General features: G+C 71.3%; 13 protein-coding genes and 2 pseudogenes. 7 read left to right on the forward strand and 8 right to left on the reverse strand.

Annotation, left to right across the window (positions count from 1 at the left end; all coding sequences use genetic code 11):
* Window positions 1–162 precede the first annotated feature (162 nt).
* Together FL583_RS43085 and FL583_RS24695 are read left to right on the forward strand one after the other, a co-directional pair.
* Window positions 163–463: pseudogene (locus tag FL583_RS43085) on the forward strand (transposase family protein); the annotation flags it as partial.
* A gap of 684 nt (window positions 464–1,147) precedes the next feature.
* Window positions 1,148–2,077, forward strand: a complete 930-nt coding sequence (locus FL583_RS24695; RefSeq protein WP_142707236.1) for an NADP-dependent oxidoreductase — start codon at window positions 1,148–1,150, stop codon at window positions 2,075–2,077.
* A 4-nt stretch (window positions 2,078–2,081) separates the two neighbouring features.
* Here the strand turns inward: FL583_RS24695 and FL583_RS24700 are convergent, their stop codons facing one another.
* A complete protein-coding gene (locus FL583_RS24700) occupies window positions 2,082–3,320 on the reverse strand; it encodes an alpha-hydroxy acid oxidase (protein ID WP_142707189.1) in 1,239 nt (412 codons plus the stop codon).
* A gap of 107 nt (window positions 3,321–3,427) precedes the next feature.
* Here FL583_RS24700 and FL583_RS24705 point away from each other — a divergent pair, with 107 nt between their 5' ends.
* A complete protein-coding gene (locus FL583_RS24705; protein WP_205752420.1) occupies window positions 3,428–4,486 on the forward strand; it encodes a pyridoxal phosphate-dependent aminotransferase in 1,059 nt (352 codons plus the stop codon).
* Here FL583_RS24705 and FL583_RS24710 read toward each other — a convergent pair.
* Window positions 4,476–5,969 carry an alpha/beta hydrolase gene (locus tag FL583_RS24710; protein ID WP_142707190.1) on the reverse strand — a complete coding sequence of 498 codons (1,494 nt, stop codon included), beginning with the start codon at window positions 5,967–5,969 and terminating at the stop codon, window positions 4,476–4,478. The two genes, FL583_RS24705 and FL583_RS24710, sit on opposite strands and share 11 nt — an antisense overlap.
* Window positions 5,970–6,169: 200 nt before the next feature.
* Here FL583_RS24710 and FL583_RS24715 point away from each other — a divergent pair, with 200 nt between their 5' ends.
* Window positions 6,170–6,955, forward strand: a complete 786-nt coding sequence (locus tag FL583_RS24715; RefSeq protein ID WP_142707191.1) for a CPBP family intramembrane glutamic endopeptidase — start codon at window positions 6,170–6,172, stop codon at window positions 6,953–6,955.
* Between the two features lie 58 nt (window positions 6,956–7,013).
* Here the strand turns inward: FL583_RS24715 and FL583_RS24720 are convergent, their stop codons facing one another.
* The 3 genes from FL583_RS24720 to FL583_RS24730 all read right to left on the reverse strand — a co-directional run bounded on the left by FL583_RS24720 (window position 7,014) and on the right by FL583_RS24730 (window position 8,533).
* Window positions 7,014–7,412, reverse strand: a complete 399-nt coding sequence (locus FL583_RS24720; protein ID WP_142707192.1) for a hypothetical protein — start codon at window positions 7,410–7,412, stop codon at window positions 7,014–7,016.
* A gap of 129 nt (window positions 7,413–7,541) precedes the next feature.
* Complete coding sequence (locus tag FL583_RS24725; protein WP_142707193.1) at window positions 7,542–8,003, reverse strand: VOC family protein; 462 nt, start codon at window positions 8,001–8,003, stop codon at window positions 7,542–7,544.
* On the reverse strand, window positions 8,000–8,533 hold the full coding sequence (locus FL583_RS24730; RefSeq protein WP_142707194.1) for a DinB family protein: 534 nt from the start codon (window positions 8,531–8,533) through the stop codon (window positions 8,000–8,002). The genes FL583_RS24725 and FL583_RS24730 overlap by 4 nt, the downstream gene beginning before the upstream one ends.
* 41 nt (window positions 8,534–8,574) lie before the next feature.
* Between FL583_RS24730 and FL583_RS24735 the strand changes: the two genes are divergently transcribed.
* Entirely contained in the window at window positions 8,575–9,528 is a 954-nt protein-coding gene (locus FL583_RS24735) for a helix-turn-helix transcriptional regulator (RefSeq protein ID WP_142707195.1), read from the forward strand.
* Here the strand turns inward: FL583_RS24735 and FL583_RS24740 are convergent.
* Together FL583_RS24740 and FL583_RS24745 are read right to left on the reverse strand one after the other, a co-directional pair.
* Window positions 9,508–11,094: a sensor histidine kinase gene (locus FL583_RS24740; RefSeq protein ID WP_142707196.1), complete on the reverse strand. Its 1,587-nt coding sequence runs from the start codon at window positions 11,092–11,094 to the stop codon at window positions 9,508–9,510. The two genes, FL583_RS24735 and FL583_RS24740, sit on opposite strands and share 21 nt — an antisense overlap.
* Before the next feature lie 66 nt (window positions 11,095–11,160).
* A pseudogene (locus FL583_RS24745) lies at window positions 11,161–11,547 on the reverse strand (response regulator); the annotation flags it as partial.
* 140 nt (window positions 11,548–11,687) lie between these two features.
* On the opposite strand from FL583_RS24745, the gene FL583_RS24750 reads away from it, so the two are divergent.
* Window positions 11,688–12,362 (forward strand): MerR family transcriptional regulator, encoded by a 675-nt coding sequence (locus FL583_RS24750; protein ID WP_142707198.1) that lies wholly within the window; start codon window positions 11,688–11,690, stop codon window positions 12,360–12,362.
* On the opposite strand, the gene FL583_RS24755 is transcribed toward FL583_RS24750, so the two are convergent.
* The gene (locus tag FL583_RS24755; RefSeq protein ID WP_142707199.1) at window positions 12,359–12,715 is read right to left on the reverse strand and encodes a nuclear transport factor 2 family protein; all 357 of its coding nucleotides are present in this window, start codon (window positions 12,713–12,715) and stop codon (window positions 12,359–12,361) included. The genes FL583_RS24750 and FL583_RS24755 overlap by 4 nt on opposite strands.
* Window positions 12,716–12,830: 115 nt before the next feature.
* On the opposite strand from FL583_RS24755, the gene FL583_RS24760 reads away from it, so the two are divergent.
* On the forward strand, window positions 12,831–13,613 hold the full coding sequence (locus FL583_RS24760) for a helix-turn-helix domain-containing protein (RefSeq protein WP_142707200.1): 783 nt from the start codon (window positions 12,831–12,833) through the stop codon (window positions 13,611–13,613).
* The last annotated feature ends 17 nt before the right edge of the window (window positions 13,614–13,630 follow it).

Here is a 13,630-nt window from a genome sequence, read left to right on the forward strand (position 1 = left end):
GCTGCTCCCCGAGCCGTCGGGTGCGGCTCGGGGAGCAGCCGGGGCCGCCGGATGGCCCGGTGCACCGGCCAGCCGCTGTTTGTCCGGCTGATTCTCGTTCCGGTGGTGCTATCGGTCGCGCGGAAGGCGTGCGCGGTCTCCGTGGTCGTCAGATCGCCTACCGGGCGGGGGTACTGGGCGTCGCACTCGCGATGGTTCTGGGGCCTGCGCCTGCATCTGCTCTGCACCCCTGGCCGGCCTCCCGATCACCTGGGCGTTGGCCGGCGCGAAAACCGACGAATCCGACGTGTTGCTCGACCTCTTCGACACCGACCCCGGCCTGCCGCAACCGCGAACCACGACCCGGTCAGCACCTGCTCAAGCCGTTCCGGCACGTCATCGAATCGGTCAACCAGACCCCCTCAAAGACCAACTCGACCTCGAAGAACACGGCACGCGGACCATCACCGGACGCTGTGTCCGTTCCGTGCACGGCGTCCTCGGGCAGGGCGAAGGGACCGAACCAACGCGCCACGCATCGGCGGAGCATGATCGGCCGGCGATGGCCCGGGAAGCGATCTCGACCGCGGGCCCGATGGTGCTTTCGGTCGTGGCGTGCGCGGTCTCCGTGGTCGTCAGACCGCCGACCGCGGGGGATGAGCGCGACCTGGAAGCGCTGGGCGGAGCGGAGCCGGTCGGCCTTCTCGCGGTAGCCGAGGTCGAGATCAGCCCCCCCTCGCGGAACCCCCGACGAGTCGCCAGGTCCGGCTGGCGACGAACTGCGGCTCCCTGCACGGCGTCCTCGGGTAGGGCGAAGGCGGCGCACCAGCGCGCCGCGCATCGGCGAAGCACGATCGGCCGGATTTCGATCGGCTCGCCGGCCGAGGCCGTCGCTGGCCGCACCTGCCGGCGGCGCACGTACCGGTCGACCAAGCACGATCGCGGGCGCGACGAGCACTGCCGTGTCCGTGTCCATGGCTGTGCCCCGACATCTGAGCCGTCGGTGGGGCCGGAACAGCGCGCGCCGGCGAGCAGCGCGGGCGGCGCTGGGAGCGGCTCGGGTGGGCCAATCTGGCCCAGGTTGTTCCGGCTTCCCGCTGGCACGGTGTCTTCAGCAGCAGCACGTCGATATACTTCGAATTCGAAGCACATAGCAGAGGGGAAGGCCATGAAGGCGATGCGTTTCCACGAGTACGGCGGTTCCGACGTCCTGCGCCACGAGGACGTGGAGCTGCCCGTTCCCGGCGCCGGCCAGGTCCGGATCCGTGTCGCCGCGACGTCGTTCAACGGCGTCGACGCGAACATCCGCGGCGGTTTCATGCAGGGCCCGATCCCGGTCGAGCTGCCGCACACCCCGGGCATCGACGTCTCCGGCACGGTCGACGCGCTCGGCGATGGCGTCGACAACGTCGCCGTGGGTGAGCAGGTCATCGGGTTCCTGCCGATGGACAAGGACGGCGCCGCCGCGGAGTACGTGCTCGCCCCGGCCGAGATCCTGGCCGCCGCCCCGTCGAGCGTCCCGCTGGCCGACGCGGCCGCACTGCCCACCGTAGGCCTCACCGCCTACCAGGCGCTGTTCGACCACGCCCAGCTCGTCGCCGGCCAGCGCGTGCTGATCAACGGCGCCGGCGGGGCGGTCGGCAGCTACGCGGTGCAGCTGGCCAAGGCGGCCGGGGCGACCGTGATCGCGGTCGCCGGCCCGCGCAGCGCCGAGCGGGTCGAAGAGGCCGACCAGATCGTCGACCACAGCACCACCGACGTCGCCACGGCCGTGACCGAGCCGGTCGACGTCGTGCTCAACCTCGCGCCGATCGAGCCCGGTCAGCTGGCCGCACTGGTCGGCCTGATCCGCGACGGTGGCGTCCTCGTCAACACGACCGTCTGGATGCCCGCGCCCAGCGACGAGCAGCGTGGGGTCCGCGGTATCGACCTCTTCGTCCGCAGCGACGCCGCCCAGCTCGCCGAGCTGGCCGAGCGGATCGACGCCGGCTCGCTCCGCATCGACGTCGCCGACCGTCGCCGCCTCCAGGACCTGGCCGCCGTCCAGGACGAGGGCGCCGCCGGCCGCCTCCCGGGCAAGACGATCGTCGTTCCCTGAGGACTCAGGGCCGGGGGATCGGGGCCAGCCGGACCAGCTGGGTGACGTGGGCCGGCGTCAGCTCCTCGAGCGAGTGGGCGCCGAGCAGCTTCATCGTGCGGACGACCTGCTCGGTCAGGATCTGGATCGTCCGGTCGACGCCCTCCCGGCCCCCGGCCATCAGCCCGTACAGGTAGGCCCGCCCCACGAGCGTGAACTTCGCGCCCAGCGCGATGCAGGCCACGATGTCGGCCCCGTTCAAGATGCCCGTGTCGACGCTCACCTCGACGTCCTTGCCGACCTCGCGGACGACGTCGGGCAGCAGGTGGAACGGGATCGGCGCCCGGTCGAGCTGGCGGCCACCGTGGTTCGACAGCAGGATCCCGTCGACGCCGAAGTCGGCCAGCTTGCGGGCGTCGTCCAGCGTCTGGACGCCCTTGATCGCGAGCTTGCCCGGCCACATCTCCCGGATCACCTTGAGATCCTCGAAGCTGATCGTCGGGTCCATCGCCGCGTCGAGCAGCTCACCGACCGTGCCGCCGGTCGACGACAGCGAGGCGAACTCCAGCTTCGGCGTCGTCAGGAAGTCGTACCACCACCAGGGGCGCGGGATCGCGTTCGCGACCGTGCGCAGAGACAGCTGCGGCGGGATCGAGAAACCGTTGCGCTTGTCGCGCAGCCGCGCTCCGGCGATCGGGGTGTCGACGGTGAAGAACAGCGTGTCGAACCCGGCCTCGGCCGCCCGCTCGACCAGCGCGTACGAGATCTCGCGCTTGCGCATCACGTAGAGCTGGAACCAGTTGCGGCCGTGGGGGTTCGCCGCTTTCACGTCCTCGATCGACGTCGTCCCGAGCGTCGACAGGCAGAACGGGATGCCGGCCGCGCCGGCCGCGCCGGCGCCGGCGATCTCACCCTCGGTCTGCATGAGCCGGGTGAACCCGGTCGGGGCGATGCCGAACGGCAGCGCGGACGGGCCACCGAAGACCGTCGTGGACGTGTCGACGTTCGCGACGTCGGACAGGATCGACGGGTGGAACTCGACGTCGGCGAACGCCTGGCGGGCGCGGCGGAGCGAGAGCTCGGACTCGGCCGCGCCGTCGGTGTAGTCGAACGCGGCCCGGGGCGTGCGGCGGCGGGCGATCGTGCGGAGGTCTTCGATGGTGAGCGCCGCATCGAGCCGGCGCTTGCGCCCGTTGAGCTGCGGCTTCTTGAACTGCATCAGCTCGCGGAGCTCGGCTGGCTTCGGAACTTGGCGTCGGACCATCGGAACTCCTCAAAACGGGGGCCCGACCAGCATATTCAGACGGCCGGCGGTGGTGGCCCGCTGACCCGGTCCGCCGGCCTGGACCGTCATCGGGGATTCTCGACGCCATGACCAGCCCGATGGCCTCGCTGATCGACGCGTCCGTGCGGTACGACCTGGCCGAGAGCACGTGTCCGCCGCTGACCACCGACGAACTCGGCCCGCTGCCTGCGCTGTCGCTCGGGTACGGGACCACCCGGGGCCCCGAGTCGCTGCGGGCATTGATCGCGGCCGAGACCGGGGTGTCGGCCGATCAGGTGCTGGTCACGGCGGGGGCGCAGCAGGCGTTGTCGCTGGTGGCGTCCCTGCTGTCCCCCGGTGACGGGGTGGTGCTGCTGACCCCGTGTTTCCCGCCCGCGCGGTCGGTTCCGGAGGCGATCGGCGCGCGGGTCGACGTCGTGCCGCTCTCGTTCGACGACGGCTACCGGATGCCGCTCGACCGGGTGGCCTCGGCGCTGCGGCCGGACACCCGCCTGGTGTCGCTGGCCTCCCCGCAGAACCCGTCCGGCGTCCGGTTCACCGAGGAGGAACTCGGCGGCCTGCTCGCCGCGGTCTCCGACCGCGCCCCGGAAGCGGTGGTGCTGGTCGACGAGACGTACCGCTCTTCTTCTTATTCGGACGCTTCGCCGGCTCGATCCGCGGCCGGGCTCTCGCCGCGCGTGGTGACGTGCTCGTCGCTCTCGAAGGCGCACGGAGCACCCGGCCTGCGGACCGGCTGGCTGACGGCTCCCGACGCCGACCTGTACGTGCGCCTGCAGGAGGCGAAGTTCAGGTCGACGGTCGCGTCCTCGACCGTGGATTCGTTCCTGGCCGAGCAGGTGCTGCGCAGGCAGGCGTCGATCCTGGCGACGCGGGCGTCGCGGCTGCGTGCCGCACTCGACGTGGTGGTGAGGTGGGCGGCCGGGCAGCCGGTGGAGATCGTGGTGCCGGACGGCGGAGCGCTGTGTTGCCTGCGGATCGACCGGGTCGGCGAGTTCTATTCGCGGCTGACCGCGCTCGACACCCGGGTCGCGCCGGGCTCCTGGTTCGGCGACGACGACCGGGTGTTCCGGGTGGGCTTCGGACACCTGCCGATCGAGGACCTCGTCGAGGCCCTCGATCGGGTCGGTCTGGCGATCAGCAGCTGAGGTCCCGGCCGGGGAGGGTGCCGTGGGTGAGGAAGGCGACCGTGGCCCGGTCGGCGCACTTCGAGCCGACGCCGTAGACGTAGTGGCCACCGTTGTCGACCCCGACGAACCCGGCCCGGCGTCCGAGCGCATTCCTCAGGCCGATCGCGCCCTCCCACGGCGTCGCGTTGTCGCGCCGGTTCTGCAGGATCAGGACGTTGCGCGGGCCGTCGTCGTTGACCGTGACCGGCGCCTCGATCGGCTGGTCCGTCCAGAACGTGCACGGCCAGACGTTGGCCGGCATCCCGGCGGTGAGCGGGTAGGCGGCGCGGTCCGCTGCGGTCTTCCTCGCGTACTCGTCGAGGTCGGTCGGCCAGGGGGCGTCGCCGCAGGTGAGGGCCGCGAACATCGTCGACTGGTTGTCGGCCGGCACGCCGGGCGTCGGGGGCTGGTCGGCGAAGGCCTGGTGGAGGACGGCGTTGTCGGCGTCGGAGAGGGTGCCGTCGGCCAGATCGGCGGCGGCGCGCCAGAGCTGGACCAGCACCGGGAGGTTCTCGTTCCGCAGCAGCAGGCCGTAGGTGAGGTTGCGGACGGTCCGGCCGTCGACCTTGACCGGGGAGCCGGGAACGGCGGCGGGCGTGCGGTCGAGCCGGTCGACGAGCGCGAGGTAGGACTTCGTCACCTCGGGGACCGTCGAGCCGAGCCCCGCCTTCCGGGCGATCGCGACCTCGGCCGCGTCGGCGAATCGATCGGTCATTCCCTTACCCCAGAGAGCGACCTGCTCGGACCAGACTTTGGTCGGGTCGACGTTTCCTTCGAGAATCACCCGGTCGGTGTTCTTCTCGAAGAGGCTGGCGTAGACCGTGCCGAGGTAGGTGCCGTAGGACTGGCCCCAGTACGAGATCTTCTTCTCCCCGAGGGCCTGGCGAATTCGGTCGAGGTCCCGGGCCGTGTTCGCGGTCGTGAAGTATTTCAGGTTCTTTTGTTTTCCGCATTTGTCGGCGACCGTGCGGGCGTATTCGACGTTGCCCGCGGTCGAGCCGTCGACCGCCGGGTAGGGGAACAGGCCGAGCGGGTTCGGGTCGGGCAGACCGCAGCTCTGCGGGGTGCTGTGGCCGACGCCCCGCGGGTCGAATCCGACCAGGTCGTAGCGGTCGAGCACGTCGGCGGGGAGCGTGGACTTGATCTCGCTGGGCATGTCGAGGCCGGGAAGGGCCGGTCCACCAGGGTTGAGTAAAAGGACGCCCCGGCGCCGGTCCGGCTTCGCGGTGGAGATCTTCGAGATCGTGACCGTGATTTTCTGGGTGGGGTGCCGGTAGTCGAGCGGGACCTCGATCTCGGCGCATTGCTGGCCGGGATCGCGGGGCGGAGCACCCTGGGCCTGTGCCGGACAGGCTTTCCAGGCGAGCGTGCTTTTCGCCGCTGCGTCTTCGGAATCGCAGGCCGTGGCCAGTGCGGTGGTCGTGGCCGTGAGCGCGAGAATGGCGACTATTCGCTTCAACATTGGACTCTCCTCGTTTTCGGTGGGCCCAAGTCAATCGCCGGTGCGCCGGGCGCACGTCCCCCTGGATCGGACAGATTTTTCGGCCGTGTCCCCCGTGCGAGCTACTCGGAAAATGTCCGCCCGCGGGTGACTCGCGGACCCGGTCGGAATTCATAGCGTTCTGGGCGGACGGAGTTGCGAAAACCCAGGGAGCGATTGCGATGAAGCGGCTGATTCTTCTACTCGTCGGGTTCGGCGCCGTGATGGCGGTCGTCGGGAGCCTGACCAGCGCGCTGGCCGGTACCGGCGTCGGTTCGCTGGTGGTCGGCGTCGGTGGGGCGATCGGCGCGCTGTGGCTCTACCGGCGGGTGATCGGGCGGCTCGAGCAGCGTCCGGTGACCGAGGTGGCCTGGACCGGGCGGGGCCTGCTGACCGGGTCGCTGTTGGGGCTCGGGCTGTTCACGGTGACGTTCGCGCTGATCGCGATGTTCGGCGGGGTCGAGAGCCTCGGGTGGGGATCGTTCGTCGCGTTCCTGGCCGCGGTCGGGATCAACGTCGGGGCCGCGGTGACCGAGGAGATCGTGTTCCGGGCGGTGCTGTTCCGGATCGTGCAGGAGCGTTGGGGGACGCGGGTCGCGCTGGCCGTCTCGGCGGTGCTGTTCGGTCTGCTGCACTTGGTGAACAAGGGCGCGACGGTCTGGGGCGCGATCGCGATCGCCATCGAGGCCGGTCTGATGCTCGGGGCTGCGTACGCGCTGACCCGGAACCTGTGGTTCCCGATCGGGCTGCACTTCGGGTGGAACATGGCCGAGGGTGGGCTGTTCGGTACGACGGTGTCGGGTTCGACCAACCACGGTGGGCTGCTGCACTCGGTGTTGGACGGGCCGGCCGCGCTGACCGGTGGTTCGTTCGGGCCGGAGGCCAGCGTGTTCGCGATCCTGGCCTGTGGGATCCCGGCGGTGCTGTTTCTTCGGATCGCGCGCCGGCGCGCCCTTGCGCCCGCGTAGTGGTTGAGGACCGAGCCCCGGCGCGAGGTGCGCCGGGGCTCGTCGAGGTGGTGCGGGTTCAGGGCGCGCTCGGCGCCGCCTCCGGCGTGGTGGACGCCTCGGGCGAGGCGGCCTCGCTCGCGGACGCGGACGCGGAAACGGTCGCCGCCGCGGGTTCCGTGGAGGTGGCGGGGGCGGGAGCGCCCTGTGCGCCGCCGGAGGCGCCCTGCTCCGGGCCGTCGGGACGCGCTCCGGCGCCCATGTTGCCCATCGGGAACATGTGGGGGCCGCCCTCACGGCCGAAGACGATGAAGAAGCCGATCCACGAGAAGTCGTGGTGCTTGTCGTGCTGTGCTGCTGGCGTGGCGTTGTCGGGCCCGGGTGCGGGCGGTTCGGCGTAAGCGGCCGGGGCTCCGGCCGCCAGGGCTGCGATCGTGGCGCCCGCTGCAAGGGCACCGCGCAGGTACGTGGCTTTCACGAAAAACTCCGTTCCGAGAAGGCGATCTTCTGGACGCGGTTCGCGCACCACGAGCGTCTACCCCAAAAGGTGCAAAACACCCATCACGGCCGTACCCACAGCAAACTCTTAACGCGGTGGTCCCCAGGGTCAGTCGAGGCAGAACTCGTTGCCTTCCGGGTCGGCCATCACGATGTGGCCGGCGTCCAGCGGGGGTGCCGGCTCGTAGCGGGTCAGGCGCTTCGCGCCGAGCGCGACCAACCGATCGCACTCGGCCTCGAGCGCCGCCATCCGCTCGTCACCCCCGAGGCCGGTCGCCGCGCGCACGTCGAGGTGCACCCGGTTCTTGACGACCTTGTGTTCCGGCACCTGCTGGAAGAACACCCGCGGACGAGACCCCTCCGGGTCCTCGATCGCCGACCGCGAGTTCCGCTGCTCGACCGGCACCCCGATCCGGGCCAGGAACTCGTCCCACGCGGCCAGCGGATCGGCGCCCTCCGGGAGCACCACCCCGGGTGGACCGGGGATCGCGTACCCGAGGGCCTCGGCCCAGAACCGCGACTGCGCCGCCGGGTCGTGGGCGTCGAACGTGACCTGGAAATCGCGGGTCATGGGCGCGCTCCGTTCGTGTGCAGGTACAGGTCGCGCAGCAGGCTGACCTCGGACAGGTGATGGATCAGCTCGCGCTGGACGTGCAGGATCAGCGTGGCCATGGGCGAGTCCGGATACGGCTCCTTGTCTCCGACCGGTGCCGCCAGGCCGTCCTCGCCGAGCGACCGGACGCCGGCCAGCCAGACGTCGACCTGCTCGTCGAGCTGCTGCAGCGCGGTCGCCGCGCGACCGGCGAACTCCCAGGTCTCCCACGACGTGGCGGGCGCGCCGAAGTGCCACGTGTTCCGCATCGCGAGCACGCCGAAGATGACGTGGTTGAGCCGCCAGGCGATCGTCGTGAACGGGGCCGGCTCCGGCGGCGGGTACGTGAAGTCCATTGCGAAACTTCCGTCGCGATGAGGTCGGACCGTCCACGGGTTCGGTGCCGGTGACCAGAAGTATTCGTCGTCGGTCAGCCCGTGCAGCCGGGCCCGGACCTGCTGGTTCCACAGGTATTCCCACTGCTCGCGCAGGACGCGGTTCCATTCCATGGCGCCACTCTGGCATCCCAGGCGGACAGGATCCGTCCGCGATGCCTGCGATCGTGGAAACCATGGACACCACCGAGCGTGTGCTGGCGCTGCTCGGCCTGTTGCAGCAGCGGCAGGTCTGGAGCGGGCCCGAACTCGCCGAGCGGCTCGGGGTCACCTCCCGGACGGTCCGCCGGGACGTCGAGCGGTTGCGCACGCTCGGGTACCCGGTCCACGCCGGCCAGGGTGTCGGTGGCGGCTACCGGCTCGGCCCCGGCCAGGACCTGCCTCCGCTGCTGCTGGACGACGAGGAAGCGATCGCGACCGCGGTCTCGCTGCTGATCAGCGCCGGCTCCGGCGACGCCACGCTGCGGGCGCTGACCAAGCTCGACCGGGTGCTGCCGGCCCGGCTGCGCCGTGAGGTGCGGGCGCTCTCCGGCTCGGTCGAGTCGTTCGGCGGCGGCCGGGCGCGCATCGACCCGGACGTCCTGATGACGCTGGCCCGGGCCTGCCGGGACGAGGTCGAGGTGGGTTTCGACTACCCGTCCGCGGACGTGCTCCGCCGCCGGGTGGAGCCGTACCGGCTCGTCGCCTCCGACCGGCGGTGGTACCTGTTGGCCTACGACGTCGATCGGGACGGCTGGCGCAGCTTCCGCGTCGACCGGATGACCGACGTCGCCGCCCGGACCTGGCACTTCCGCCCCCGGCCGGCCCCGCCCGACGCGGCGGCGTTCGTCCAGGAGGGCGTGGCCAGCCGGGTCTACCCGCGCCAGGCCCGGTTCCTCGTGCACGCGCCGGCCGAGACCGTCCGCGCGCAGGTCTCGGCGTCGGCCGCGGTGGTCCGTCCGCATGCGAGCGGGGGGTGCGAGGTGGTCAGCGGGGGCGCCGACCTCGACTCGGTGTTGCTGCACGTGCTCCTGCTCGGCCACGACTTCGACGTGCTCGACCCGCCCGACCTGCGCGTCCGAGCCCGGGAGCTCGCCGAGAAGCTAAGGTCAGCCGCATCCGAGAGGTAGGCGAACGGTCACCCGGGTTCCGTGGGGCTCCCCGCCGTCGAGAGTCACCGTGCCTCCGTGCGCGGAGGTGAGCGTCCGCGCGAGGCTGAGCCCGAGCCCGGCCCCCGGGATCCCCGAGTGCTGGACGTCCGAGCCCCGGTAGAACGCGTCGAAGACGCGTTCGCGCTCGTCGACCGGGACGCCGAGGCCGCCGTCGGTGATCTCCAGGATCGCGACCGTGTGGTCGGTGCGCAGGCGGATCTCGATCCCCCCGCCGTCCGGGCTGAACTTGACCGCGTTCGAGAGCAGGTGATCGACGACCTGGCGCAGCCGGTGCCGGTCGCCCTGCAGCTCGGCCGTGTGCGCGTCGACCGTGACCTCGATGTTCGACGGTGACTCGAGCGCGCCCGCCGCGCCCTCGACGACCTCGGCGAAGTCGAGCCGCTCGGGCAGCAGGCTCAGCTCGCCGTTCTCGATCGTGCTCAGGTCCAGCAGGTACTCGATCAGCGCGCGGACCCGGGCGGTGTTGCGGGCGATCACCTCGAGCAGGGCCCGGTCGTCGTCCGGCCAGGTTTCCGCGCTCATCGCGAGCAGCTCGGCGTAGGTCGCGATCGCGGTGATCGGCGTGCGCAGCTCGTGGCCGACCAGGTCGACGTAGTTGTTCCGGCTGCGGTCGAGATCGCGGGTGAGGTCACGTTCCCGGCGGTGCGCGACGAAGTACCCGATCTGGGTGGCGACCGCGGTCGCGAGCGCGTCGACCAACGCGTCGTCGGTCTGGGGCTGGTCGTAGACGCAGGTCAGCACGCCCAACGGATCCGGCGTGCCCGGCAGCGGCACGGCCAGGATCGATCGGATGCCGAGGGCGGCCGCTCGCTCGTGCTCCGCGTCGAGCAGCCCGGCCAGGTGGTCGGGAGGCCGCTTCAGGTCCGGGATCCAGACCGGTTCCCCGGTCTGCCAGGCGGTCCCGGTGGTCCCGGTTCCGCGGACGATCCGGTCCGGCATCACGTCGGTCGGGAAGGCCGACGCCGTCCACTGTCCGGCCGGGAGGAGCGTGTCCGCGATCCCGTCGACCATCCACAGTCCGACGTGGGAGCAGCCGAGCGCTTCGGCGATCGTGGCCACCAGCGCCGGGCCGGCCGCCTCCAGCGTCGGCGCGTGCGCGAGCACCCGGGCGACCTGCAGCTCGCACCGGCTGACCTGCGCCGCTCTCCGTTCGGCGGTGACGTCCTGGATCGTCGCGACCGCACCGGCGTGGGAGCCGTCGGCGGCTCGGACCGGCCGGGCGTCGAGGTCGACGTATTTCGTCGGGCGGCCGGGGTTCATCAGCCGGACGTCGGCCAGGTGGGTGGGCCGGCCGTCGAGCGCGAGGCGCAGCGGGGTGTCGTCCGGATGGATGGCCGCACCCGACGGGTGCCTCAGCCGGTCCAGCAGGGCCGTCGTGGCGTCGTGGAGATCGCCGTCGGGCCAGCTCGCGGGCAGCTCGTGCAGTTCGCGCAGAGCGCGGTTGACGACGACGATCCGCCCGGTCGCATCGCAGGCGATGACGCCGGCCTGCATGCTGTCGAGGAGCGTCTCGGTGAACTGCATGGGCCCCGCGTACCCGACGATTTCGGGTTAAACCACCCGAGGTGGACGAAGTCTCGGCGTTTCGCGGGGTGCCCGCTCGTCCACCGCGGTGCGGCGGAGAAGCGCCCGGATGCGGGCCAGCACCTCGTTCAGGCTGAACGGTTTGGTGACGTAGTCGTCGGCGCCCAGCGTGAGCGCGGCGATCTTGTCGTCGGTGCCGTCGCGGGCGGTGAGCAGCAGTACCGGGATCCGGCTGCCGGTGGAGCGGAGCAGCCTCACTACTTCCAGGCCCTCGATGTCCGGCAGCATGATGTCGAGGAGCACCAGGTCGGGGCTGCGTTCGCTGATCGCGGCGACGGCTTCTCGGCCGGTGGAGGCGGTCTGGACGTCGAATCCGGCGTAGCACAGGCTCGTTTCGAGCAGCTCGACGATGTTCGGTTCGTCGTCGACGACCAGTAAGCGGGCCTCGGCCATCGGACTCCTTCGACGAACTGCTGGTCCTCTCGCCTTCGAGGTTCGCCGAGAATTGCGCCGGCAGCCGGAACCCGATCGATCTCCCACCCTCTTCCCAGCGTTCGCCCATGGTTTTCAGCCGAGCGTGAACCTGACGCCCCGTGAGGGGTCAGCGTCCGCGTCGGACCCTGCACCATTTCGACGTCGTCGGGGTTCTCCGGCCGACCGAACGGTCGGCCGGAGGCCACCGTCTCTACACGGCGGACGACGCCCGCCGGCTGTACCGGGTGCTCGTGCTGCGGTACCTCGGTTTGTCGTTGGCGGACGTCGCCCGGTCGCTGGACGCGGCCCCGGAGGAACTGGGGGTGATCATCCGGCGGCAGCGGGCCGCGATCGAGCGGGACCTGGCCTCGCTCCGCGACCAGCTCACCGGCCTCAACCAAGCACTACGCGACTCCCGCGACCCAGGGATCGACGAGTTGTTCGCGGCGATGGAGGCCATGATGAAATCGAGTTATTTCACACCCGAGCAGCTGGCGGCGGCCCGGGCGCGGCACGGCGAGGCGGATTTCGACGACTGGCAGGATCGCTGCCGTCGGTTGGTCGCGGCGCTGCGGCCGCACGTGGAGGCGGGAACCGACCCGGCCGACCCGGAGGTGCAGCGGCTGGCCGGGCGCTGGCGGGACGTCGTCGACGAGATGACCGCGGGCGGCCGCGGGATGCGCTCGGCGATGTATGCCCGGATGGACGGACAGGGCGCCGAGCGGGCCACCCGCGGTCTGGTCGACCCGGAGTCCTGGGCCTACCTCAAGCGCGCGTTCGCGGTCGGGTTCTAAGTTGCGGGCAGCTTGTCGAAGAAGCCGACGACGGTCTTGATGCGGCCCTCGGCGTCCAGCGTGACGACGTCGAAACCGATCGCCAGCGGCTCGGCGCCGGCCGGGCCGAGGCCCCAGCGGAACCGGGCGACGCCGTGGTGGGCGTCGACGGTGCCGACCGGGGTGAACACGAGCCCGTCGAACTGCTCGCGGACGCCGGCGATCGTCGCGTCGATCGCGTCCCGGCCCTGCACGTCGACGAGCGGATCGACGAGCGTGACGTCCTCGGCCCAGTCTTGGGCGAGCTTGGCCCGGCGGGCCTCCGGGTCGGCCTCGTTCCAGACGGCCAGGTAACGCTCGATCAGGTCGGACATGGCGGTGATCCCTTCGGGTCGGCAACACCGCTGATCGTTCGCCGCCGCCCGGCCGTCGGTCGATTCCCTCCGAGGTAATCGCGCCGGTACGACGGCCTGGCTAGCGTCGAGACTCGTGACTACGACGGAACCCGCGGTCGGGCAGCTGCTCCGGGAATGGCGGGAGCGGCGTCGGTTGAGCCAGCTCGAACTCTCGTCGCAAGCAGCGATCTCGACCCGGCACCTGAGCTTCGTCGAGACCGGCCGCTCGCGCCCGACCCCGGAGATGCTCATGAAGATCACCGAGCACCTGGACGTGCCGCTGCGCGAGCGCAATCAGATCCTGCTCGCCGGCGGCTACGCACCCCGCTACCCGCAGCACGGTCTCGACGAGCCCGAGCTGGCCAACGTCCGGGCCGCGCTGCGGGCGGTGCTCACCGGTCACGAGCCGCACCCGGCCGTGCTGATCAACCGCTGGTGGGAGCTGCTCGAGGCGAACGACGCGATCACGTTCCTGATGACCGACGTCGACCCGGCGCTGTTGGAGCCGCCGGTGAACGTCCTCCGGCTCTCGCTGCACCCGGACGGGCTCGCGCCGCGGATCGCCAACCTCGGCCAGTGGCGCGCGCACCTGCTCGGGCAGGTCCGCCGCCGGGCCGTGCAGACCGGCGACGCCAAGCTGGCCGCACTGCACGAGGAGCTGGTCGCCTACCCGGGCGGAACCGGCCCGGCCCTGGCCCCCACCGACGTCGTGCTCCCGCTGCGGTTGCGTCACGAGGGCGGCGAGCTCTCGTTCTTCTCGATCGCCGCGACCGTCGAGACCGCCGCCGACGTCACCGTGGACGAGCTGGTGATCGAGTCGTTCTTCCCGGCCGACGCCGGCACGGCCGAGCGTCTGCGTGAGCTGGTCGGAGGATGAGGGCCGCACCCGCCGAA

The sequence above is a fragment of the Cryptosporangium phraense genome, assembly GCF_006912135.1.
GTDB lineage: Bacteria > Actinomycetota > Actinomycetes > Mycobacteriales > Cryptosporangiaceae > Cryptosporangium > Cryptosporangium phraense.

Bases quoted from the DNA above. Each gene is read 5' to 3' on its own strand.
- FL583_RS24695 (WP_142707236.1), top strand. From the start codon at position 1,148: ATGAAGGCGATGCGTTTCCACGAGTACGGCGGTTCCGACGTCCTGCGC.
- FL583_RS24700 (WP_142707189.1), bottom strand. From the start codon at position 3,320: ATGGTCCGACGCCAAGTTCCGAAGCCAGCCGAGCTCCGCGAGCTGATG.
- FL583_RS24705 (WP_205752420.1), top strand. From the start codon at position 3,428: ATGACCAGCCCGATGGCCTCGCTGATCGACGCGTCCGTGCGGTACGAC.
- FL583_RS24710 (WP_142707190.1), bottom strand. From the start codon at position 5,969: ATGTTGAAGCGAATAGTCGCCATTCTCGCGCTCACGGCCACGACCACC.
- FL583_RS24715 (WP_142707191.1), top strand. From the start codon at position 6,170: ATGAAGCGGCTGATTCTTCTACTCGTCGGGTTCGGCGCCGTGATGGCG.
- FL583_RS24725 (WP_142707193.1), bottom strand. From the start codon at position 8,003: ATGACCCGCGATTTCCAGGTCACGTTCGACGCCCACGACCCGGCGGCG.
- FL583_RS24730 (WP_142707194.1), bottom strand. From the start codon at position 8,533: ATGGAATGGAACCGCGTCCTGCGCGAGCAGTGGGAATACCTGTGGAAC.
- FL583_RS24735 (WP_142707195.1), top strand. From the start codon at position 8,575: ATGCCTGCGATCGTGGAAACCATGGACACCACCGAGCGTGTGCTGGCG.
- FL583_RS24740 (WP_142707196.1), bottom strand. From the start codon at position 11,094: ATGCAGTTCACCGAGACGCTCCTCGACAGCATGCAGGCCGGCGTCATC.
- FL583_RS24755 (WP_142707199.1), bottom strand. From the start codon at position 12,715: ATGTCCGACCTGATCGAGCGTTACCTGGCCGTCTGGAACGAGGCCGAC.